At 43.3% G+C, this 22021-nt stretch carries 20 protein-coding genes; 7 read left to right on the forward strand and 13 right to left on the reverse strand.

Features of this window, described 5'->3' with window-relative positions:
- From AC6H04_RS00615 to dnaA, 10 genes are all read right to left on the reverse strand, one after another.
- The coding region (locus tag AC6H04_RS00615) for a leucine-rich repeat domain-containing protein (RefSeq protein ID WP_497569931.1) at positions 1 to 2239 on the reverse strand (2239 nt) is incomplete at its 3' end.
- Positions 2240 to 2523: 284 nt separating this feature from the next.
- Positions 2524 to 2760 carry a 30S ribosomal protein S18 gene (rpsR, locus tag AC6H04_RS00620; RefSeq protein ID WP_054655617.1) on the reverse strand — a complete coding sequence of 79 codons (237 nt, stop codon included), beginning with the start codon at positions 2758 to 2760 and terminating at the stop codon, positions 2524 to 2526.
- Between the two features lie 24 nt (positions 2761 to 2784).
- Positions 2785 to 3309, reverse strand: a complete 525-nt coding sequence (gene ssb / locus AC6H04_RS00625; RefSeq protein ID WP_497569848.1) for a single-stranded DNA-binding protein — start codon at positions 3307 to 3309, stop codon at positions 2785 to 2787.
- A 35-nt stretch (positions 3310 to 3344) separates the two neighbouring features.
- On the reverse strand, positions 3345 to 3632 hold the full coding sequence (gene rpsF / locus AC6H04_RS00630) for a 30S ribosomal protein S6 (protein WP_497569849.1): 288 nt from the start codon (positions 3630 to 3632) through the stop codon (positions 3345 to 3347).
- A gap of 297 nt (positions 3633 to 3929) precedes the next feature.
- Positions 3930 to 6455: a DNA gyrase subunit A gene (gene gyrA / locus AC6H04_RS00635; RefSeq protein WP_497569932.1), complete on the reverse strand. Its 2526-nt coding sequence runs from the start codon at positions 6453 to 6455 to the stop codon at positions 3930 to 3932.
- A 136-nt stretch (positions 6456 to 6591) separates the two neighbouring features.
- The gene (gyrB, locus tag AC6H04_RS00640) at positions 6592 to 8538 is read right to left on the reverse strand and encodes a DNA topoisomerase (ATP-hydrolyzing) subunit B (RefSeq protein WP_497569850.1); all 1947 of its coding nucleotides are present in this window, start codon (positions 8536 to 8538) and stop codon (positions 6592 to 6594) included.
- Between the two features lie 34 nt (positions 8539 to 8572).
- Positions 8573 to 9691 carry a DNA replication/repair protein RecF gene (recF, locus tag AC6H04_RS00645; protein ID WP_497569851.1) on the reverse strand — a complete coding sequence of 373 codons (1119 nt, stop codon included), beginning with the start codon at positions 9689 to 9691 and terminating at the stop codon, positions 8573 to 8575.
- A gap of 4 nt (positions 9692 to 9695) precedes the next feature.
- On the reverse strand, positions 9696 to 9941 hold the full coding sequence (yaaA, locus tag AC6H04_RS00650; RefSeq protein WP_098823524.1) for a S4 domain-containing protein YaaA: 246 nt from the start codon (positions 9939 to 9941) through the stop codon (positions 9696 to 9698).
- A 360-nt stretch (positions 9942 to 10301) separates the two neighbouring features.
- Entirely contained in the window at positions 10302 to 11441 is a 1140-nt protein-coding gene (gene dnaN, locus AC6H04_RS00655; RefSeq protein ID WP_098823525.1) for a DNA polymerase III subunit beta, read from the reverse strand.
- 248 nt (positions 11442 to 11689) lie between these two features.
- On the reverse strand, positions 11690 to 13024 hold the full coding sequence (gene dnaA, locus AC6H04_RS00660; protein WP_497569852.1) for a chromosomal replication initiator protein DnaA: 1335 nt from the start codon (positions 13022 to 13024) through the stop codon (positions 11690 to 11692).
- A 482-nt stretch (positions 13025 to 13506) separates the two neighbouring features.
- On the opposite strand from dnaA, the gene rpmH reads away from it, so the two are divergent.
- From rpmH to mnmG, 6 genes are all read left to right on the forward strand, one after another.
- Complete coding sequence (gene rpmH, locus AC6H04_RS00665) at positions 13507 to 13641, forward strand: 50S ribosomal protein L34 (protein ID WP_098823527.1); 135 nt, start codon at positions 13507 to 13509, stop codon at positions 13639 to 13641.
- Positions 13642 to 13717: 76 nt separating this feature from the next.
- Complete coding sequence (gene rnpA / locus AC6H04_RS00670; RefSeq protein ID WP_497569853.1) at positions 13718 to 14077, forward strand: ribonuclease P protein component; 360 nt, start codon at positions 13718 to 13720, stop codon at positions 14075 to 14077.
- A gap of 26 nt (positions 14078 to 14103) precedes the next feature.
- The gene (gene yidC, locus AC6H04_RS00675) at positions 14104 to 14907 is read left to right on the forward strand and encodes a membrane protein insertase YidC (protein WP_497569933.1); all 804 of its coding nucleotides are present in this window, start codon (positions 14104 to 14106) and stop codon (positions 14905 to 14907) included.
- Positions 14908 to 15098: 191 nt separating this feature from the next.
- Complete coding sequence (jag, locus tag AC6H04_RS00680) at positions 15099 to 15863, forward strand: RNA-binding cell elongation regulator Jag/EloR (protein WP_497569854.1); 765 nt, start codon at positions 15099 to 15101, stop codon at positions 15861 to 15863.
- A gap of 574 nt (positions 15864 to 16437) precedes the next feature.
- On the forward strand, positions 16438 to 17829 hold the full coding sequence (gene mnmE, locus AC6H04_RS00685; protein WP_497569855.1) for a tRNA uridine-5-carboxymethylaminomethyl(34) synthesis GTPase MnmE: 1392 nt from the start codon (positions 16438 to 16440) through the stop codon (positions 17827 to 17829).
- A gap of 29 nt (positions 17830 to 17858) precedes the next feature.
- Complete coding sequence (gene mnmG, locus AC6H04_RS00690; RefSeq protein WP_497569856.1) at positions 17859 to 19769, forward strand: tRNA uridine-5-carboxymethylaminomethyl(34) synthesis enzyme MnmG; 1911 nt, start codon at positions 17859 to 17861, stop codon at positions 19767 to 19769.
- Positions 19770 to 19828: 59 nt separating this feature from the next.
- On the opposite strand, the gene AC6H04_RS00695 is transcribed toward mnmG, so the two are convergent.
- Positions 19829 to 20332, reverse strand: coding sequence for an acyl-CoA thioesterase (locus tag AC6H04_RS00695; protein WP_497569857.1), 504 nt, complete (start codon positions 20330 to 20332; stop codon positions 19829 to 19831).
- A gap of 163 nt (positions 20333 to 20495) precedes the next feature.
- Between AC6H04_RS00695 and AC6H04_RS00700 the strand changes: the two genes are divergently transcribed.
- The gene (locus tag AC6H04_RS00700) at positions 20496 to 20852 is read left to right on the forward strand and encodes an iron-sulfur cluster biosynthesis family protein (protein WP_098823533.1); all 357 of its coding nucleotides are present in this window, start codon (positions 20496 to 20498) and stop codon (positions 20850 to 20852) included.
- Positions 20853 to 21062: 210 nt separating this feature from the next.
- Here the strand turns inward: AC6H04_RS00700 and AC6H04_RS00705 are convergent, their stop codons facing one another.
- Together AC6H04_RS00705 and AC6H04_RS00710 are read right to left on the reverse strand one after the other, a co-directional pair.
- On the reverse strand, positions 21063 to 21509 hold the full coding sequence (locus AC6H04_RS00705; protein ID WP_497569858.1) for a flavodoxin: 447 nt from the start codon (positions 21507 to 21509) through the stop codon (positions 21063 to 21065).
- 51 nt (positions 21510 to 21560) lie between these two features.
- The gene (locus AC6H04_RS00710; RefSeq protein ID WP_497569859.1) at positions 21561 to 21986 is read right to left on the reverse strand and encodes a EutP/PduV family microcompartment system protein; all 426 of its coding nucleotides are present in this window, start codon (positions 21984 to 21986) and stop codon (positions 21561 to 21563) included.
- Positions 21987 to 22021 lie beyond the last annotated feature (35 nt).

The following is a 22021-nucleotide window of genomic DNA, read 5'->3' on the forward strand; positions in this document are numbered from 1 at the left end:
AATAGCCTGGTTTACCAATTAAGGTAATATAACCTCGGGTCACTCCATCCGGCGTCTCATACTTCATGGTCGTGGTTGTAGCTTCTAATGCTGGACCTGTTGAATTTTGCTGTTGCAGATTGACTACCAAATCATTGGTTCCGTAACTGGCCGAACCAACTGAGCTAAATTTAAAAGTAACTTGATTCGGCATCGTCTCTCCGCTTGGAATAGTGAGTGTATCCGCTACTGAATCATACGACCACTTTTTACCAGTACTATCAGTAAACGTTAAAACTTCAGGTAGTGTAATCCCAATCTGTTTTTCAATTACTGTGCGAATACCTTCAATTTGAGTTGTGGTTGCAGTTGCAGTTACAGTAACCTTAGCTTGCTGATTGCTTAAATAGTCGTAAGAATTATTCTCAGAGTTATTGATAACCTTACTAATTTCATTTTGGGCAAACGCATTAGTAGCTATTGTTTGATCAATACCTGAGTTTGCTTTATCCAGTACTAACTCACTAATTTGATTATTTAAAAAGGCATTTTCACCGATTGCATATACACTACCAGGAATGGTAATTGAACCGCTAATTTGATTATTCGCAAAAGCATTATTATCAATTGTTTGGAGATTATTATCTAGTGTTAGGCCGGTAATCCCATTATTCGCAAAAGCACTTTTACCAATACTAGTGACTGCATCCGGAATGACTAACTGATCTGTAAGTTTGTTATTCGCAAAAGTATAATCATTAATTTTGGTGATCTTGTCACTTAAACTTACTCCAGAAATTTCATTATTCGTAAAAGCATAAGCACCCAGTTCAATTACTGAATCTGGAATTATGATCGAACCACTAATTTTGTTATTAGCAAACGCACTGGTCCCAATCGTTTGTCCATTTTTATAATCTGAACTTAGTGCATGATAACCCAAAGACCACGTTGTTATTTGATTATTAGTAAATGCTCGATCACCAATATTAATCACACTGGATGGTAGCGCCACCGCAGTTAATGCATCAGATTCAAATGCAGATGTCCCAATCTGCGTTAAGTTACCTTTCTGGCTAAAATTAATTGTCGTTAATGATTTGTTATTTTGAAATGCATTATCATTAATTGTGCCCACTTGATCTGGTAATGTCAGTGTCGTTAGTCGATTGTTTTCAAACGCACCTTTACCGATTAATGTCACGCCTGTTCCCAAATCAAGACTAGTAATCAGGTTGTTAGCAAACGTTCCGTTACCTGTGAACCAAGTATTATTACCCATCACAACACCGGTAATTTGATTATTCGCAAATGCATTATCACCAATACTAACTTGAAATGGCATTTTAACGGTACCTGAAATTTGATTATTGGCAAAAGCATTCTCACCAATTGAAGTTACTGTATCAGGAATGACTATTTCGCCTTTAATATCGTTACCAGCAAAAGCATTATCACCAATTGTTGTAATATTTTTACCTAACGTAACTTTTGTTAGTACAGCAATCGGATCATCGCCATCTTCGTTATCAAAAGCGTTATTACCAATTGCTGTAACATTATCACCATTATAAGTATCAGGAATCGTAATCTCAGTTGCATAGCCGTTTTCAGGTGTCGTTCCACCCGCAAGGTATTTTTGTAAATCACCTGTATAACCTGTAACAGTATACGTTGAGCTATCCGCATTTTGGGTGTAAGTATAATCCGTTAATTGGGTATAAGTGTTAATCCCAGTTGTTTCATCAGCTACTGGTAGCCAATAATTACCGTCTGCATCTTTCTTAACATCAGCAGTTTGCGTTGCCGTTTTATCGTTGACTGTTTTAGTTTCAGACGAAGAATCAGCTGTTTTCTGATTGCTCGATGAGTCAAGTTTCAATGAATGCCCATTTACATCAGTAGCTGGCTTGTTTGCACCAGACTGGCTCGACTTGTCTGTACTTGCTGAACTCGAACTGTCCGCACTAGATTGCTCTGACGCTTCCGATGACTGCGTCTCTGAGCTACTCGACGGACTGCTAGAAGTAGCGCTGCTGGCATTTGTTGTTGATGTATCGCTACTACTCGATGCCGATGATTTTTCATCATTTGATTGCCCGTTTTTATCTGTGCTTGAACTAACTATTTTCTCAGAAGATGAGGAAACAGTATTAGCTTTAGTTTCTTGAGTTGCTTGACCCTCAGCCGCTGCCTGGACACCAGTTACCGCCATACTGAAAGTAAATCCCGTTAACAGCGTGACGGTGACAATTCCCATACGCAACCAGCATTTCTCTATATTACACTCAAAATGCTGATCATATGGTTCCTTTTGTTTACTTAATTGGTTACTATTTTTCATTAAATTATACTGCTCCTTGCTGAATTCTTCATATTAACGATCAGCTGTCAGTCCCATTAATCCCATAGTTTACTATAACACGCCTACTTTCACATACCATACCAATTAACCAATTTGTAAAACTTGTTTCACAAGCTTAACAACGCGTACAAAAAAGGCATCAACCAGCTGTACTGGTTGATGCCTTTTCACTCACTATATTAGTCAGCAACAACGAATGGCATTAAGCCCATGATCCGTGCACGCTTGATAGCGATGGTTAACTTACGTTGGTTCTTGGCACTAGTGCCAGTAACCCGACGTGGCAAAATCTTACCGCGTTCTGAAACGAAACGTTCCAATAAGTTAGTATCTTTGTAATCGATGTATTCGATGTGGTTTGCGGCGATGAAGTCGACTTTACGACGACGACGGCCACCTCTTCTTTGTTGAGCCATGATTTTCCCTCCAATTCGATCCGTTTAGAACGGTAAATCATCATCGGAAATATCAATCGAATCACCATTATTTGCAAATGGGTCCGTTTGATTATTACCGTTATTCTGATTATTGTTAGCCGCTCCATTGGTGTTTGGATCACCAAACGGACTAGTGTTCTGAGGAGCATTGCCAGTGGGTGCATTATAGTTACCACCGTTGTTAGCATTCCCTGCATTATTATTCGCTGAACGCGGTTCTAATAAAGCAAAGTTTTCAACAACAACTTCGGTAACGTAGACCCTTTGACCCTGCTGATTTTCGTAGTTTCTGGTTTGAATCCGGCCATCAATCCCTACTAACGCACCCTTATGAGTAAAATTAGCAAAGTTCTCGGCTGATTTCCGCCAAATAACACAGTTGATAAAGTCAGCTTCACGTTCGTTGTTTTGATTGGTAAATTGCCGATCAACAGCTAACGTAAAGTTCCCAACTGCCGCCCCGCTTGGGGTATACCGCAAATCAACATCTCTTGTCAAGCGTCCGGTAAGCACTGCCCGGTTGATCATACGACCCGCTCCTCTCAGTCATTAAATGTCAAAAATTAGTCTTCGCGTTTTACGATCATGTGACGAAGAATATCGTCATTGATCTTTGAAAGACGGTCGAATTCGTTTAAAGCTTTATCGTCGTTAGCGTTTAAGTTAACAATGTGGTATAAACCTTCATTGTAACCGCCAATTTCGTATGCGAAACGAGTCTTCTTCCAGTCTTTTGAATCGATTAAATCTGCACCATTATCAGTCAAAATCTTGTCGAAACGATCAACCAATGCGGTCTTTGCTGCATCGTCAAGGTCTGGACGAATGATGTAGGTAATTTCATACTTCATGAAATTTGCACCTCCTTATGGACTTCAGGCCCTCTTCATTGAGTTTTAAGAGAGCAAGGAGAGTCTTCCGAATGGATTACTCACAGAATGCTATTCTACCAAAGTTCATTCAAATATGCAATGCTATTCTGTAATCCGGTTGCCTGCAGTTAGCTGCTCACCCCCGTAATTTCACTGCTGCAACCCTTAAAACGACAAAATATTTTAAACTAACCTGACAAGAGATGGTGGTTATACTTTCTAACTACGCAAAAAAGAACGGCCTTCAGTGCCGTTCTTTTAAATACTGTATTTTATTTATTCGTTATCGCTATCATCATCGTTATCAGCTGATGAATCAGTATCATCATCCGTCGCCCGATTAACTAATCGGTCTAAAGATGTATCGCCATCATCAGTTGACTCGGCTGAATCTGTTTCATCCGATTCATCTGCAGGCGCTTCTTTTTCAACAACCGCCATGGTAGCAACTTTCGCGTCCTCATCCAAGCGGATTAGGTGAACACCTAAAGTTGCCCGACCAGTCTGCGAAACATTTTCCACACCGAATCGAATCATCACGCCTTTATCGGTAATCAGCATGACATCTTCTTCACCGGTAACAGTCGTTAATCCAGCAAGCGGACCATTCTTTTCGGTAACGTTGATGGTCTTGATACCCTTACCACCACGACCTTTAATGGCATACTCGCTAGCCGGTGTCTGTTTACCGTAGCCTTTTTCGGAAATAACGAAGACGTTGTCATTTGGCTCTAAAATAGCCGAACCAACAACATAATCGTTCTCACGAAGACGAACACCACGCACACCTGTAGCTGACCGGCCCATCGACCGAACATCGCTGGCTTTAAAGCTAACGGCGTAACCAGAATGCGTCCCAATGATCATGCATTGTTCATCATCAACGATGGACACATTGATCAACTCGTCATCATCCTTCAAGCTCAACGCTTTTAGCCCATTGCTGCGAATATTAGAGAATTCGCTAACAGGCGTTCGCTTAACGGTCCCGTGCAACGTTGTGAAGAAGAGGTACTTCTCTTGATCACCCGCCGCATCTGATACGTTGATAACCGCTTGAATCTTCTCGCCAGCTTCAATATTCAGCAAGTTGATTACTGGAATTCCCTTAGCTGAGCGACCGTATTCAGGAATTTCATAGCCCTTCATCCGGTACACTTTACCAGCATTAGTGAAGAATAGCAGCACGTCATGTGTTGAAGTGGAAACCAAGTGTTCGATGAAGTCATCGTCATGAATCCCCATTCCTTGAATCCCACGGCCACCACGGTTTTGCGCCTTAAACTCAGACGTTGGTAACCGTTTGATGTACCCGTTGTGAGTCAGGGAAATCATCACGTTTTCTTCTTCGATCAAATCTTCGTCTTCGAGACTCAAAACTTCACCGACCATTAATTCAGTCCGACGAGGATCCCCAAATTTATTTTGGATCTCCAATAATTCTTCGTAAATAATGTGGTTCTGCTTTTCCTTGCTTGCTAAAATCTCTTGGTATTCCGCAATTGATTTTTGCAGTTCAGAAAATTCTTTTTCAACTTTGTCACGTTCCAGACCCGTCAAACGAACCAGTCGCATGTCCAAAATGGCTTGCGCTTGTTTGTCAGACAGTGGGAAACGACTAATTAACTCGTTTTTAGCAACTTCAGCCGTTTGAGAATTACGGATGATCGAGATAATCTCGTCAATGTGATCAAGGGCAATTTGTAACCCTTCAAGAATGTGAGCACGTGCCTTGGCTTTTTTAAGTTCAAATTCTGTCCGACGACGAATCACTTCAAGTTGATGAGCTAGATAATACTGCAAAATCTCTTTTAAGCTCAGAACTTTAGGTGAACCGTTAACAATCGCCAGCATATTGAACCCAAATGACGTTTGCATCATGGTCATCTTGTAGAGGTTATTCAGGATAACTTCAGCGCTGGCATCACGACGTACATCGACAACGATCCGCATCCCTTCACGGTCAGACTCATCGTTAACATCCGTGATCCCTTCGATTCGTTTATCCCGTGCCAAATCAGCGATCCGTTCAATCAAACGCGCCTTATTGACCATGTACGGAATTTCGGTAGCAACGATTTTTTGCTTACCGCTCTTATCTTCCTCAATCTCAACTTTAGCTCGTAAGGTAATGGTGCCTTTACCAGTTTCGTAAGCTTTACGAATACCGGATTTACCCATAACGACACCACCGGTTGGAAAATCTGGACCTGGTAAAGCTTCCATCAGATCCGCAGTGGTGGCATCTGGATTTTTCATCAGAATATGCAACGCGCTGATGACTTCAGCCAAATTATGCGGCGGAATATTAGTCGCCATCCCAACGGCAATCCCAGAAGCACCGTTAACCAGTAAGTTAGGGAAACGTGCTGGCAGTACCACGGGCTCTTTTTCAGTGCCATCGTAGTTTGGCTGATAATCAATGGTATCTTTGTTGATATCGCGCAGCATTTCCATGGCAACCTTGCTTAATTTAGCTTCGGTATACCGCATAGCGGCTGCGCCATCACCATCGACAGAACCAAAGTTACCATGACCGTCAACTAACATGTAACGGTAACTGAAGTCTTGCGCCATCCGAACCATGGCTTCATAAATCGCGGAATCGCCATGGGGGTGAAACTTACCCATGACATCCCCAACGATTCTGGCAGACTTCTTGTACGGCTTATCAGGTGTCACACCTAACTCACTCATCCCATAAAGGATCCGCCGGTGAACTGGTTTTAGGCCATCACGAACATCTGGTAACGCACGAGCAACAATAACACTCATGGCGTAGTCCAAAAATGAAGTTCGCATGGTTTTCGCTAAATCGACATCAGTGATGCGACTTGGCAGTTCTTCATTCGCCAAATTTAGTACCTCCCATAACGTCTCACGGGCACTCAACTACCCGCCAATCAATGACCCCCAGTGAATTTTCAGTCAATTCAAACTAGACATCCAAGTTTTCAACATACTTCGCATTCGTTTCGATGAAGTCTCGTCGTGGTTCAACTTTGTCCCCCATCAACGTGGTAAAGACTTCGTTAGCCTCAGCGGCGTCACTAGGATCGACTCTCAGTAAACGACGCTTATCTGGATCCATCGTGGTTTCCCACAGTTGGCTGGCATCCATTTCACCAAGTCCCTTATACCGTTGAATAACCGGTTTTGGAGATGGTGGTAATTGACCTAAGATATCATCCAGTTCTTCATCAGAATCAATATAACGTTTCATCTTTCCTTGACGAACTTGATACAGCGGTGGCTGAGCAATATAAACATACCCAGCATCCAGTAATGGCCGCATGTAGCGATAGATCAACGTCAGCAGCAACGTACGAATATGAGCACCATCGACATCGGCATCAGTCATGATGATCAACTTGTGATAATTAACCTTAGCAACATCAAAGTCCTCGCCAAAGCCTGTTCCCATCGCTGTGAACAGTGACCGAATTTCTTCGTTAGCTAAAATCTTATCCATGCTGGCTTTTTCAACGTTCAAGATTTTCCCACGGATAGGCAAAATAGCTTGTGTTAAACGTGAACGTCCCTGTTTAGCAGAACCGCCGGCGGAATCCCCTTCGACAATGAATAATTCAGAAATTGCGGGATCCTTGCTAGTATTATCAGCCAGTTTTCCTGGTAAATTACTGATTTCAAGACCGCTCTTCTTACGGGTAACTTCACGTGCACGCTTAGCAGCAACCCGTGCCTTAGAAGCTAACAGACCCTTGTCAATCACTTTGCGAGCGACTGTCGGGTTCTCCATCATAAACTGCATAAAACGTTCGCTGAAAATATGATCAGTAGCAGTTCTGGCGTCTGAGTTACCCAGTTTTGTCTTGGTTTGCCCTTCAAACTGAGGATCCGGATGTTTGACTGACACAACGGCAGTCATCCCTTCACGGACATCTTCCCCACTAAGATTAGGTTCATTATCTTTCATCAAATTATTCTTACGGGCGTAATCGTTAACGATCCGAGTAAGAGCTCGTTTGAACCCTTCCTCATGGGTACCGCCTTCGTACGTATGAATGTTATTAGTAAACGTCAATAAGTTGGAGTGGTAGCCATCCGTATATTGAAGTGCGACCTCAACCGTAATGCCCTTTTCTTCACCTTCAACGTAAATGGGTTCATCAAATAACACATCCGTATTCTTATCCAAATACTCAACGTAATGCTTGATACCGCCTTCGTACATAAAGGATTCTTCAGTTGGCTTTTCTGGCCGTTCGTCACGGATCGTAATCCGCAGTCCCTTATTCAAGAAAGCCAGTTCACGAATCCGTGTAGTCAGCGTTTTAATGTCAAAAGTAGTGGTTTCACGGAAAATATCTGAATCCGGTAGGAAGTGAACCGTTGTGCCATGAATATTTTCTGGTAAACCAGTATCGATAACCTTCATTGGGGTCGTCACCCGACCATAGGCAAAGTCCATGTAGTAACGTTTACCATCACGGACAACTTTGACATCCAGTTTAGAGGATAACGCATTAACAACTGACGCACCCACACCGTGAAGACCACCGGAAACTTTATAGCCGCCACCGCCGAATTTACCACCGGCATGCAAAATCGTGAAGACCGTTTCAAGTGCTGATTTGCCCGTTTTCTTTTGGGTATCAACGGGAATCCCACGACCATTATCCATCACAGTGACGCTATTATCTTTTTGAACCGTCACGTGAATCGCATCAGCAAACCCAGCTAGGGCTTCATCGATCCCATTATCAATAATTTCCCAAACTAGGTGGTGCAGTCCTTGTGCACTGGTGGAGCCAATGTACATACCAGGTCGTTTTCGAACCGCTTCAAGCCCCTCAAGAACTTGAATCTGACTGGCATCGTACTCGCGAGCACGCTCTTGTTTCGTTTCTTTTTCTTCAGCCAAGTGTGATCCTCCTCACTATAAATCCCTAAAACAACTAATGATCAGCCTGAATTTCGCCATCGCTGATCCTAAATATCTTTGGTTGGTGTATTAATTTTTGTGCCACACCACTTAAGCTAGTAGTGGTTAAAAAGGTTTGAACCTTATCTTGAATGGCAGTCAACAAATGGGTTTGCCGGCTGTCGTCCAACTCTGACAACACATCGTCCAGCAATAAAACCGGATATTCACCTGTTTGTTCACGCATCAAATCGATTTCAGCTAACTTAACGCTAAGTGCCGTTGTCCGCTGCTGGCCTTGAGAGCCAAAACTTGAAACATCCTTATCGTTCACTAAGAACTTTAAGTCATCCCGATGCGGTCCAATCAGCGTTGTGCGCTGAAAAAGCTCTTTATCACGACGCTGTTTATACAGTAATTTGAGCGCATCATAGACGTGCTGGGTATCGAGTAAATCATCATCTTTCACACTGGTTTCATAGTGAAACGACAGTTGTTCCCGCTGCTGCGAGATTTCCTGATGAACCTGAGCTGCCCATACTTCTAAGCGCTTCAATAACGTGACGCGCGCACTAATAATCTCAGAGCCGTAAGCCGCCAACTGATCAGAAAGCACATCTAACAGCACCATATCCGACTGTTTCTTACTGCCTAATTCCTTGAGATAACGGTTACGCTGCCTGAGAATCGTGCGGTATTGAGACGTATTGTATAAATACTTATGACTCATTTGGCCAAATTCCATGTCCATAAAGCGACGCCGAACCTGAGGTGATCCTTTGACTAAATTCAAATCCTCCGGTGCAAATAAAATCACGTTTAATTGGCCGACATAGCCCGATAATTTTGCCTGCTCCAAGTGATTCACTTTAGCCTTCTTACCATGTTTGGAAAGATCAAGCTCCAGCGGTGTTGTCCCGCTATTCTTTTGTACCCGGCCGAACACTTGGGCAGCTTCTGCCTGCCAACCAATCAATTCACGATCATTACTGGTTCGATGACTTCGTGCCAAAGCCAAAAAGTAGATAGCCTCTAGCAGATTCGTCTTCCCCTGTGCGTTTTCGCCAATTAAGACGTTGACACCTGGTCCAAACAAGACGGTTAAATCCTCATAGTTGCGAAAATGACGCAACTTTAATTCTTCTAATCTCATAAGCTTATTCAGCCTGTTTTAAGCGAATAAAAAACAGCCCAACGTCTTTGACATCGACCGTATCTCCTGGATATAGTTTTCGTCCGCGCCGGTTATCCGGCTCATCATTCACATCAACCGCATGTTCCTTCAAATACCACTTCGCTTGACCACCTGAACTAACGATTGCTTCTTCTTTCAGCAACTGGCCCAAGGTGATAAAGGGTGGTTCAATGAAAACTTCCTTTTTCACGGCTTCACCCACCTTCATTTTCTCTTATAATTATACGCTTTTTAGGGGTAAAAGTATAGTTTCAGTTTCATTTACAGCCATTTAAGCGATTTTCGATATTCATAAGGTATTTTGCCATAATTCGGTTAAAAACGCTTAGAGCTTAAAAATAACGTTTTGTAAGGAAATTGGCAAAAATTGGGTTAAAAATGGCTGATTTCTGAAAAAAGGCGAAATTGATCAAATTTCTAGCACCAAAATAGCCTTTATTTTAAAAGCTTCATTCGGTTTCTTAACTGAATAGCAACTAAAAATTTACGCTTAGCTAACAAAACGTTAGCACCAAAAAAACGCCGATTCAGTTTTGAGCTGAATCAGCGTTTTACTTGTTGATTTAATTTAAAAAGTTCTAACAGGTGTAATCAGCTGAATAAAGTTTTCTTTATCTTCAGTTGGTACCAGTGTAAATGGCCGCAACGGTGAAGTGAAGGAAATCGTGATCACTGCAGCGCCAAATGAACGCAAGGCGTCTTTCATGTAGTCAGGATTAAAGGAAATCTCAAGCTCTTCCCCAGTCATTTCACTAGGTGTCAGCGCTTCTTCCACGTTACCAACGTCAGGTGAATTACCAAAAATCTTTGCCTGACTGTTGGCTGGATCAAGGGTTAACTTAACCACGTTATTCCGTGATTCATGTGATAGCAATGACGCACGCTCAATGGCTGAAAGCAGTCCTTTGGCATCAAATTCAGCACTAGTGGTTGATTCGTTAGGAATCAGCCGTGAAGTATCCGGATAATTGCCTTCTAGTAACCGTGAATAAAACATCGTGTCACCAATGGTAAACAGGACTTGGTTTTCAGAAAGCCGCATTTCAACGTCAGGATTATCATCCCCAAGCATTCTGGCAAGTTCCGTTAAACTTTTACCAGGAATGATAACGTCATAGGTCCCTGATGCTGCAGATGGTAACTCGATCTTTCGCTGACTTAACCGATGACTATCAGTAGCAACGGCTAAGAGCTGATTATCAACTAACGTAAAGTGAACCCCGGTTAAAATAGGCCGGCTTTCTTGATTAGAAACGGCAATAACAGTTTGGTTGATCAATTCCCGGAAAACATCGCCCGTTAACGTAATGGCATCACTGGCATCGATTTCTGGTAAATGAGGATAGTTATTAGCATCCAAACCGTTAATGGTAAATGATGCAGATCCTGAAGTAATCTCTGTTTGGAAGCCTTCGGTAACGTCTAACGTTAAGTTGTCTTCTGGTAATCGTTTAACAATATCGCTAAAGAAACGTGCAGGTAACACAATGGCACCTGGACTTTGAATGGCCAGCTGATTATCAGGATTATCTGAATGAATCAGTGTTTCGATGGAAATATCAGCATCTGAACCAGTCAGCGTTAAGCCAGAATCGTCGGCCACTAATTTTAAGCCTGTCAGAATTGGAATCGTGGTTTTTGACGAAATGGCACGTTGCACATTATTGAGTTCTTTGATGAACGCTGCACGGTTAATTGTAAATTTCATATTGGGGACTCCTTATAATCCATAATATAAATAAAAGAACAGTAATAGTAGGGCAGTGGATACTGTGGATAAGTTTAAGAAACACTCATAAACCGTAAGTTATGCACATGTGGATAACTTGTGCATAACTTTTTGAGTTTTCCACATCTTTCTCTTTGAAGTCTTGTCTATCATAGCCTATTCGAATGAGTAAAAAAAGTAGCCGACTTGAACTTTAGATCAAATCGATTACTTTTTGCTAACTAGGACTACCTTTCGATTTCGGTTTTGAGATTTGTAATTTCTGCTTGTAAATCACTATCAGTTTTCAAAGCATCAGCAATTTTATCATAAGCGTGAATAACAGTCGTGTGATCTTTACCACCAAATTCGTTGCCAATTTTTGGTAGCGAACTGTCAGTGAGTTCCCGTGACAGGTACATGGCGATTTGACGCGGCATCACGATGGTCTTCATCCGTTTTTTACCCTTTAAGTCTGCCAGTGACACGTGATAATACTTGGCGACCTTTTCTTGAATCAACGGAATCGTGAGTTCACTGGAACGCCGATCAAGCTTCAAGCTCTTGAGCGAACTGGCAACGAGTTCAGTCGTGATCGGCTGATGGACCATCTTGGAATAGGCGTGAACGCGAGCTAAAGCACCTTCAAGCTCACGAACGTTGGAATCAATTCGACTAGCGATATAGCTTAGGGTTTCATCAGGAATCGCAATGTTATCGGCTTCAGCCTTATTCCGTAAAATGGCAATTCGGGTTTCCAGATCAGGTGGCGTAATATCCACTGATAAACCCCAGGCAAACCGTGAAACGAGTCGGTCTTGCAGCTTCGGGATTTCGTTTGGTAACCGATCTGAAGTTAAAACGATTTGCTTACCATCGTCGTGTAGATCGTTGAAAGTATGGAAGAATTCTTCTTGTGTTCCTTCTTTATCAGCAAAGAATTGAATATCATCAACTAATAGTAAGTCAACACTTCGGTACTCTTCGCGGAATTGATCCTGAGTCTTCGATTGAATAGCGGTAATGAAGTCGTTCGTAAACGCCTCACTCGTCACATACTTCACCTTTGTATTCGGATCATCGGCTAACATCTTGTTACCAATGGCGTGCATGAGGTGGGTTTTACCTAAGCCCACACCACCATAGAAGAATAGTGGATTATACATCACGCCTGGTTCCTCGGAGACAACCAGCGCAGCAGCATGCGCCATTTGATTTCCCTTACCAATGACAAAGGTATCAAAGGTGTATTTGGGATTCAGTTTAGCGCTTTGACTAAACGGAGCGGATGCTGTTGCCGGGTGTGCAAGTGTGGATACCTGAGAGCTGTCGTTATCATCAGCCACAATAAAAACTGGCTGAATATCCTCTTGGGCATATTCATAGGCCAGTTCAACTAACGGTTGGGTTAAGTTGCGTTGCCAATAATCACGATGTAGCTCAGATGGTAGCTTGATTGTTAGACGGTTGTTTGTTAATTTAACGGGTTCTGCAGATGAGATCCACGTTTTAAATGCAGTAGGGGCGATCTTTTGTTGGAAACCATCTTTGATTTCACCCCAAAGTGTGTCTAAATCAAGCACTTTTCTTCCTCCCCGTATTAAATTGATAAATTTAGTTTAGCATGCCATAAAAAAGTTTTCCACAGCCTTTTGAACTTGTGGATAATTGTTTCACAGGCAGGAATAAAGTTTTCCACAAGGCTGTGTATAACTCATTCAAAAGTGTTGTGAAACATTTTTATCCACAGGCACCTGTGCAAAACAAATGCTGATATACCAGGTGTTTCACAAGTTCGTCCCCAGAATCAACAAAGGAAAATAGCTGAGAAACCACAGCCTGTGGACTAGTGGATAACTCTGTTAAAAACGGCTAAAAATAAATCTAAAATTAACAGGTTATCCACAGCCCTAAACCATGAAACAAATTTTTTAATTCATTAAAAAGCGCAGTTTTTTTCAATTTAGTCTTTGATGTTGGCGCTAGATATGCTATTATATTTTAGAAATGCATTTAGAGATGTAAATAATGGCTTCATGCCTGAGGATCAGGAGGTGTAAGTTTTATGAAGCGCACATATCAACCTAAGAAACGTCATCGCTCACGCGTGCACGGTTTCCGTAAGCGGATGAGTACGAGCAACGGCCGTAAGGTTTTAGCACGTCGTCGTCAAAGAGGTAGAAAAGTATTGTCTGCATAGACCACTGACCAATCAGTGGTCTTTTATTTTTATATTGCGTAAAAATAATGTAGAGCGGACGTTTTGGAGATGCAATATGCGAAAATCTTACCGTGTAAAAAAAGAAGCCGAGTTTCAAGAGGTTTTTGAAGCACGGCAGTCGGTAGCTAATCGTCAATTTGTAGTTTACCGAATGGATCGAAAAGATCAGCCCCATTTCCGGGTTGGTATTTCAGTAGGTAAAAAAATTGGTAATGCGGTTCATCGAAATTGGGTCAAACGGCGCATTCGGCAATCGCTCACTGAGCTGAAACCCTATTTGAAACAGGATGTTGATTTTCTAGTCATTGCCAGACCATCAACTTCAGAGATGCCAATGCCAGAAATCAAGGCGCATTTGATTCACGCTTTGAAACTTGCAAAATTGCTTGATAACGATTATAGCGAGGAAGACTAGTGAAAAAATTAAAGCGATTTATCACTATGTTTGGTATTGTTGGGCTATCCGTTTTCCTAACAGCTTGCGGTAACCAACCGATTACTGAACATAGCACAGGGTTTTGGGATGGTGTTATCCTATTAAACTTCTCCCGAGCCATTATTTGGTTAGCCCACGTCTTTGGTGGGTATGGTATGGGGATTATCGTCTTTACTATTATTGTGCGGATCGTCATCTTACCATTGATGATTTTCCAAACGCGAAGCATGAAAAAGACCCAAGAAATCCAGCCACAGTTAAAGGCATTGCAGAAAAAGTATTCCTCTCGTGACCAGGAAACCATGGCTAAGCTACGTGAAGAGCAGCAAAAGCTCTATAGTGAAGCTGGCGTTAATCCGGTTGCTGGGTGTTTACCAATGGTTGTGCAATTGCCAATTATCTGGGCACTGTACCAAGCTATTTTTCGGACCGACGTCTTACGGTCTGGACACTTCTTATGGTTGCAACTCGGGTCAAGAGATCCGTACTTGATTTTGCCGATTCTAGCTGCAATCTTCACCTTTTTAAGTTCATGGCTCATGATGAAAGGACAACCAGAGTCTAATACCATGACAACTATGATGACGGTAACCACACCAGTGATTATCTTCATCACCGCGTTAAGCTTGCCAAGTGCACTTTCGCTTTACTGGGTGATTACCAACGCGTTCCAAGTGGGTCAAACCTTGGTGATTCAAAATCCTTGGAAGATCCGTCGTGAACGTGAGGAAAAGAACCGGGAAAAACGTGAACACGAACGGCAAGTCAAGAAGGCTATGCGACGTGCTAAACAAAGCCGTCGTAAGTAGTTAATCGGCCTCATTTTAAAGACTAATAACGATCTCAGAGTGGTGATTCACTGCTCTGAGATTTTTTTGTTTGAAAAATGAAAAGCAAGCGCTTGCGAAATTGTAATATTACCATTTGCAAAACCCGCTAAATGCATACCACTCGCATGCTATACTATAAGTTAAGAAGTTCATTGAAGGGAGAGGCAGTCATGACTGTATATACAAGCGAGACCGTTGATGGTGCAATCCAAAACGCACTTCAACAACTTCAGCTCGATAAATCTCAAGTGGAGGTGACCGTATTAACCCAACCACGAAAAGGCTTTTTTGGTATTGGTGCCCGAAAAGCAAAAGTTGAGGTTAAACCGGCTGTTAAAGATCAACCAGAAGTGGCTGATTATCAGACGGATGAGACACCAACGGCTACGGATGTGACCACTACCGAACCAGAAATAGCCACCGAGAGTGAATCAAAGCCAGTTACTGAGACTACTGAGGGACCAACCGTTGACCGACAGGCTGAATATCAGCAGGTTGCGACTGAACTCAATCAATATTTAAGTGAAATTGTCAGTCAGCTGGGTATTGAAGCAACGAGTCAAGTTGAGGTTAAGCATCGGCACCTGACGATCAATTTTGAAACGGAACAAGAGGGTTTATTGATCGGGAAGCACGGTCGAACGATCAATGCATTACAGAGTTTGGCGCAGGTCTATTTAAACCACAAGCGTTTTTCGAAGCTGGAAGTGACGCTGGATGTGGCCAGTTATCGTGAACGGCGCGAAGAAACTTTGACCCGCTTAGCTGAAAATATGGCTCGGGAAGTAGTTGCAACGGGTAAGCCGGTTTATCTGGATCCGATGCCTTCTTTCGAGCGCAAACAAATTCACAGTGTCTTGGCGGATAATGAGCACATCATGACCTATTCGGCGGGAACCGAACCGAAGAGGGCGGTAGTGATTACGTTGAGATAGGTGCGTAGAAAAGCGTTTAGGGAGTGGAGCGTAAGGGACTAGTAGTGTAAGCCATGGGCTTGGGCTTAGACTACTAGTCCCTTACGTGCAACTCCCTGCTTTTTGGAGCCAGTTTGGGCTAGAGAAAAGGGGAGCGCAGTAAGCCACGGGCTTGGGCTTAGACTACTAGTCCCTTACGAGCAACTCCCTGCTTTTTGAAGCCAGTTTGGGATAGAGGAAAGGGAAGCTGGATGACTGGAAATTAAACCGTTAGTGCTTTCCATTTCTCTAGCCTAATCAGGCTCCAACGAGCAGACAGCTGCATGCAAGGCACTGCTGGCACAGCTACGCCAAAGACCGGCGCACCTATGCCAGCAGTACCTTACACGCCGCTATCTAAGCGCTCGTTTCCGCACCTTGTTTTCACACCTTTTTTCCTTGACACTCCCCGCATTCCAGTCTATTATGATACTTAATCATTCTTATCTTAAATAGATAAAGTAGTCAAAGTGCTTTATCCATGCTGTTAGGGGCATGGAGTGGGCACTTTTTTTGTGCGTGAAAATATGAGCAACTAATTAACGGAGGGATAAACATGACGACGACAAGTGAATTTGACACCATTGCGGCCGTTGCAACGCCGCCTGGTGAGGGCGGTATCTCAATTATTCGAGTGAGCGGTGATCATGCTTTTGAAGCGGTGATGCCGTTATTTAAAGGTAAGGCGCTGGATCAGGTGAAAAGTCACACAATCAATTACGGTCACATTATTGATCCTGAGACGCAGTCGGAAGTGGACGAAGTGATGGTTTCCGTGATGCGGGCACCAAAGACTTATACACGTGAAGATGTGCTTGAGATCAACTGTCATGGTGGGTTAGTTGCTACCAATGAAATTTTGCAGCTCGTGATTAGTCAGGGTGCTCGGCTAGCCGAACCTGGTGAGTTTACCAAGCGCGCCTTCCTTAACGGTCGAATCGACTTGAGTCAAGCTGAAGCGGTCATGGATCTGATTCGTGCCAAAACGGACCGTTCCATGAAAGTGGCTTTGAATCAACTGGATGGTAATCTATCTCGGCTGATCAAAAATCTGCGTCAGGATATTTTGGAAGTCTTGGCCCAAGTCGAGGTCAATATTGACTATCCAGAATACGATGATGTGGAAACCATGACGACCAAATTACTGCTGGAAAAAGCTAAAGAAGTTAAAGCATCGATTCAGCAGTTACTCAAAACAGCCAAACAGGGTAAAGTTTTGCGTGATGGTTTAGCAACTGCCATCGTTGGCCGGCCTAACGTTGGCAAATCAAGTTTACTGAATGAACTGCTTCATGAAGATAAAGCCATTGTGACGGATGTTGCCGGGACCACTCGTGATGTGATTGAAGAATACGTTAACGTCGGTGGTGTGCCTTTAAAGCTGGTTGATACAGCCGGTATTCATCATACGGATGATAAGGTTGAAAAGATTGGTGTGGAACGTTCTAAAAAGGCCATTGCGGCCGCAGATTTAGTTGTCTTAGTATTGAATGCTAGTGAGCCGCTCACCACTGAGGACCGCCAGTTATTGGCCGACACAGCCGATGAAAAGCGGATCATCATTTTAAATAAAACTGATTTACCCGTTAAGTTAGACTTGTCTGAACTACAGCAGTTAGCGAATGGTACTAAGATCATCCAAGCATCCATGACTAAGAATCAGGGGATCGACCAGCTGGAAGGCGAGATCAGTCACTTGTTCTTCGATGAAGGGATTGAAACGGGCCGCGGTAACGTCATGGTCACTAATGCCCGTCATATTGGTCTACTGAACCAAGCTAGTTCTGCGCTAGACGATGTAATGAATGGGATTGCGGCTGGAATGCCAGTGGATCTGGTTCAAATCGATATGACGCGGTGCTGGAATAAACTGGGTGAAATTACCGGTGATAGTTACCAGGATGAATTACTGGATCAGCTCTTCAGTCAGTTTTGTGTTGGTAAGTAAAAGAGAGAACTTATTTAGGAGGAAACAACATGCCTGAGATTCAAGCCTATCAAGGCAAAGACTTTGACGTCATTGTCGTTGGTGCCGGCCATGCCGGAGTAGAAGCAGCACTGGCAGCTGCACGGATGGGAAATAAGACCTTATTGATGACGATCAACTTGGATATGGTGGCCTTTATGCCATGTAATCCATCAGTTGGTGGTCCGGCTAAGGGAATCGTTGTGCGTGAAATTGACGCACTTGGCGGTGAAATGGCCAAGAACATTGATAAAACTTACGTTCAGATGCGGATGCTCAACACGGGTAAGGGGCCAGCTGTGCGGGCTTTACGTGCCCAAGCAGATAAGCACGCTTACCACGCTGAGATGAAGCATACCTTGGAAAAAGAACCTAACTTAACCTTACGACAAGGGATCGTCGATGATTTGATCGTTGAAGATGGTGTTTGCAAGGGTGTCATCACGAATACGGGTGCGCATTACAGTTCTAAGACGGTGGTGATTGCTGCCGGAACAGCCGCACGGGGCAAAATTATCATCGGTGAGCTCATGTACTCGTCTGGCCCTAACAACTCTCAACCAGCGATGAAACTCACTAAGAACCTTGAAAAATACGGTTTAGAGCTGAAGCGGTTTAAGACGGGGACACCGCCACGAGTTGATGGCAATACGATCAACTATGACGAAACGCTAGAACAGCCAGGGGATAAAGAACCTAACCACTTCAGTTACGAAACTCCTGACGAAAACTACCTGGAACTTAAAAACCAATTGTCTTGCTGGTTAACTTATACCAACGAAACCACCCATAAGATTATTCGGGCCAACCTTGATCGTGCGCCAATGTTTACGGGTGTTATTGAAGGTGTGGGTCCACGTTATTGTCCTTCAATTGAAGACAAGATCGTGCGTTTTGCGGACAAGAGTCGTCACCAGCTGTTCTTGGAACCAGAGGGCCGCAATACGGATGAGTGGTACGTTCAAGGACTGTCCACTTCAATGCCGGAAGAGGTTCAGCAAAAGATTCTCCATTCCATTAAAGGTTTGGAAAACGCTGAGTTAATGCGTCCAGGTTACGCCATTGAATATGACGTTGTTTCGCCATATCAATTGCGGCCAACACTAGAGACCAAAATCGTTAAAAACTTGTACACCGCTGGTCAAACCAACGGCACTTCTGGTTACGAAGAAGCTGCTGGACAAGGTATCATGGCTGGTATTAACGCTGGATTGCGTGCGCTGGGTAAGGAACCTTACGTCATGAAGCGTTCAGAAGGTTATATTGGCGTTATGATCGATGATTTGGTCACTAAGGGTACCAACGAACCTTATCGTCTGTTGACGAGTCGTGCTGAATACCGGTTGATTTTGCGTCACGATAATGCTGACCTGCGTCTTACACCTAAAGGCCATGAACTGGGACTCATTTCTGATGACCGGTACAATAACTTTTTAGCTAAGCGTAAAGCCGTTGAAGATGAAATTGAACGGTTGAACACTGTTCGGGTCAAGCCGTCTGCAGAAGTGAACGCCTACGTTGAATCACATAACGAAAAGCCACTGAAAGATGGTGTTTTGGCTGCTGAGTTCTTACGCCGGCCACGGGTCACTTATAAAGACCTGCTGCGGTTTATTCCAGCATCTGAACAGCCGTTAGATCGCCGAGTTATCGAGGAAATCGAGATTCGGATCAAGTACGCTGGTTACATCAAGAAAGCCGAAGAAAATGTGGCTAAGATGAAGAAGATGGAAGCCAAAAAGATTCCGGATGACATCGACTTTGATGCTATCGATGGTTTAGCGACAGAGGCTCACCAGAAATTGGATAAAATTCGCCCAGAAACCATTGCTCAAGCAACGCGGATCAGTGGGGTCAACCCAGCTGATATTGCGATTCTGAGTGTGTATATTGAACGGGGCAGAATTGCTAAAATTCATTAATAGTTAGCCCATAAAAAAAGGCTGAACCTTCGCTAGTCTGCGAGGATTCAGTCTTTTTGCTACTCTAAATTCAGATGTTTAAATAACGCTTTTTGGTACTCCCGGTCACGTTTACGTTCTGCCAAACGATCAGCATACCCGCTGCAAATAAACTTTTCTTCATCCGTTTCTGGAACGATTTGAGGTAACGGTGGATTAGCCGGATTAGCTACCGTGACGAAGGTGACAAAACAGGTGAAGCCCACGAAGCGCTCACCGGTCAGCAAGTGTTCACCGAGACCCTTAACGAAGACTTCCAATGAGCGGTGACTGGTACCAGTGACGTAGGATTCAATCAGCATGGCATCCTGCATGATAAAGGGCGCAATAAAGTTCATGTGATCCATGGTAGCAGTGACTTGGACCTGGCGGACAGCCTTGGAAGCTGCAATTGAGCTGGTATCATCCACGAGGGATAAAATGCGACCGCCAAACACGGTGTTGTGTTCGTTTAAATCGGAACTAAATACGCGGTGACTTGTAGTGGTTAATGTTTCGTGACAGGTTAACTGATTTTTGCTCATATTGTGACCTCCAACAATCGGTAATTAAAGCAATTCTACCACAAATTCACAAGGGAAATAAAACGGTTACATTTAACGTGATGCGAATCTGAAACAGATTAATTGTAATTTGTGATGACAACTTTCATAATAAAGCCAAAATTAACCGAAAGAAGCGATGAAAATGACACGTCATTTAACCCTGTCACCAGAAGCAATTGAGAAGATCAAACCCTATTTGAAAGATGATACCCGACTCTTGTTGAGTTATGACGATGGTGTTGGTCCCTATTCTCACCATGGTTTGGTGGCCCTGCAAGTTTCCTTTCAGCTGGTACTGATCAATGACAGTCAGCCGTTTAAAGATTATGATGAGGAGATTGAAACCAATCTGCAGCCGATGTACATCAAAAGTTATTCCGGTCGTTTTTTGAGTGATCAAATGACTTTGAAACTGCAACCGAAATATCAGACTTTGATTTTAGCGGATGATAGTGAAGAAATCGATCAAAACGTGGAAATTGTGGATGAACGGCAATAAGCGTGTGATACAACTCGGTAGATTCCAGAATTTAACACAAATAAGGCGTGTTCCGAACTTTGTCGGAATACGCCTTATTTGTGTAAATGGCCGAAATCTGAGTTGTAGAACAGGTTTAGGCTAGATAGAAGTATTGAACAAAAACAAATATCAGTGGTATTTCAGTTAAGAAACGAGATAAAATTTTTACCAATACCTAGAAGGTAACGCTTATTTCCCAGCAGCATTAACCAACGCATCCGTAAATTTCGCTAATGTCTCCATGTCTTCTTCAACCGGTTCCAGGTCGATCTTGACGTTTTCGGCACCCTGGGTAGCGTGAGCAGTCTTAAATGCTTCACCGTAGGCATCAACTGCCTTGTTAAAGTCATCACCGTAAAATACATCACCAGAGCCGGCAACCCCGTAAATTTTACCTGTAAGGTCCAGCTCCTTTAGATCGTCATAGAAGTCCATGCCTTCTTCAGGGAGGGCGCCTTCATCGTAGGTATAAGGACAAACGACACAAATGTCTGCGTCCAGGAGTTCGTCGGCGTCCGTTTGAGAAATTTCGGTCTCATCGACTTCAACCCCGTGTTTTTTGAGTTGGTCTGAAATGATGTCGGCAATGTCTTCGTTATTGCCAGTAATGCTTGCGTATACAACGTGTGCGTTCATAAATAGGTTACCTCTTATTATCAGTATAGTGATTTTAGTGATCTGCTTGTGCTATTTGAGTAACGCAGATACCTTATCGATGTTGGTATCCGTGTAAGACGATATGGAGATGATCGGGTCAGCACCGGCATCGTTTAAACGGTCCTTAACGATGGCCACGTCTTTATCGGTTGCCACATCAGTCTTAGTGACGATGCCGATGGTTGGGCTGCTGAACATGGAACTAAAGCCAGTGGGCAGGATCACCCGAGGATCAGTGGCACTCTGCATTAAGACAATAATATCAGCTCCGATGGCTGAAGTCATCAAGTTTGAGTACATGAAACGGTGCTCCACGTACTCCCCAGGGGTATCAATGATATCGTTGTAGTACTCGATAGTCTGCGTTTTGTTGTACTTGATTTCCATTTCGTTTAGCCGCTGAATCAGTGTGGTCTTGCCACAGCCGATTGGGCCAATGAACATTGCCCTTTTCATATAAAAGGCCTCCATAATTAATGAGTTATTTGAGA

The organism is Secundilactobacillus sp. MJ173 (genome assembly GCF_059704265.1).

What these genes read in the sequence shown, in the direction of transcription:
- rpsR (WP_054655617.1), bottom strand. Translation starts at nt 2,760, where the DNA reads ATGGCTCAACAAAGAAGAGGTGGCCGTCGTCGTCGTAAAGTCGACTTC.
- ssb (WP_497569848.1), bottom strand. Translation starts at nt 3,309, where the DNA reads ATGATCAACCGGGCAGTGCTTACCGGACGCTTGACAAGAGATGTTGAT.
- rpsF (WP_497569849.1), bottom strand. Translation starts at nt 3,632, where the DNA reads ATGAAGTATGAAATTACCTACATCATTCGTCCAGACCTTGACGATGCA.
- gyrA (WP_497569932.1), bottom strand. Translation starts at nt 6,455, where the DNA reads ATGCGAACTTCATTTTTGGACTACGCCATGAGTGTTATTGTTGCTCGT.
- recF (WP_497569851.1), bottom strand. Translation starts at nt 9,691, where the DNA reads ATGAGATTAGAAGAATTAAAGTTGCGTCATTTTCGCAACTATGAGGAT.
- yaaA (WP_098823524.1), bottom strand. Translation starts at nt 9,941, where the DNA reads ATGAAGGTGGGTGAAGCCGTGAAAAAGGAAGTTTTCATTGAACCACCC.
- dnaN (WP_098823525.1), bottom strand. Translation starts at nt 11,441, where the DNA reads ATGAAATTTACAATTAACCGTGCAGCGTTCATCAAAGAACTCAATAAT.
- rpmH (WP_098823527.1), top strand. Translation starts at nt 13,507, where the DNA reads ATGAAGCGCACATATCAACCTAAGAAACGTCATCGCTCACGCGTGCAC.
- rnpA (WP_497569853.1), top strand. Translation starts at nt 13,718, where the DNA reads ATGCGAAAATCTTACCGTGTAAAAAAAGAAGCCGAGTTTCAAGAGGTT.
- yidC (WP_497569933.1), top strand. Translation starts at nt 14,104, where the DNA reads ATGTTTGGTATTGTTGGGCTATCCGTTTTCCTAACAGCTTGCGGTAAC.
- jag (WP_497569854.1), top strand. Translation starts at nt 15,099, where the DNA reads ATGACTGTATATACAAGCGAGACCGTTGATGGTGCAATCCAAAACGCA.
- mnmE (WP_497569855.1), top strand. Translation starts at nt 16,438, where the DNA reads ATGACGACGACAAGTGAATTTGACACCATTGCGGCCGTTGCAACGCCG.
- mnmG (WP_497569856.1), top strand. Translation starts at nt 17,859, where the DNA reads ATGCCTGAGATTCAAGCCTATCAAGGCAAAGACTTTGACGTCATTGTC.
- AC6H04_RS00695 (WP_497569857.1), bottom strand. Translation starts at nt 20,332, where the DNA reads ATGAGCAAAAATCAGTTAACCTGTCACGAAACATTAACCACTACAAGT.
- AC6H04_RS00700 (WP_098823533.1), top strand. Translation starts at nt 20,496, where the DNA reads ATGACACGTCATTTAACCCTGTCACCAGAAGCAATTGAGAAGATCAAA.
- AC6H04_RS00705 (WP_497569858.1), bottom strand. Translation starts at nt 21,509, where the DNA reads ATGAACGCACACGTTGTATACGCAAGCATTACTGGCAATAACGAAGAC.
- AC6H04_RS00710 (WP_497569859.1), bottom strand. Translation starts at nt 21,986, where the DNA reads ATGAAAAGGGCAATGTTCATTGGCCCAATCGGCTGTGGCAAGACCACA.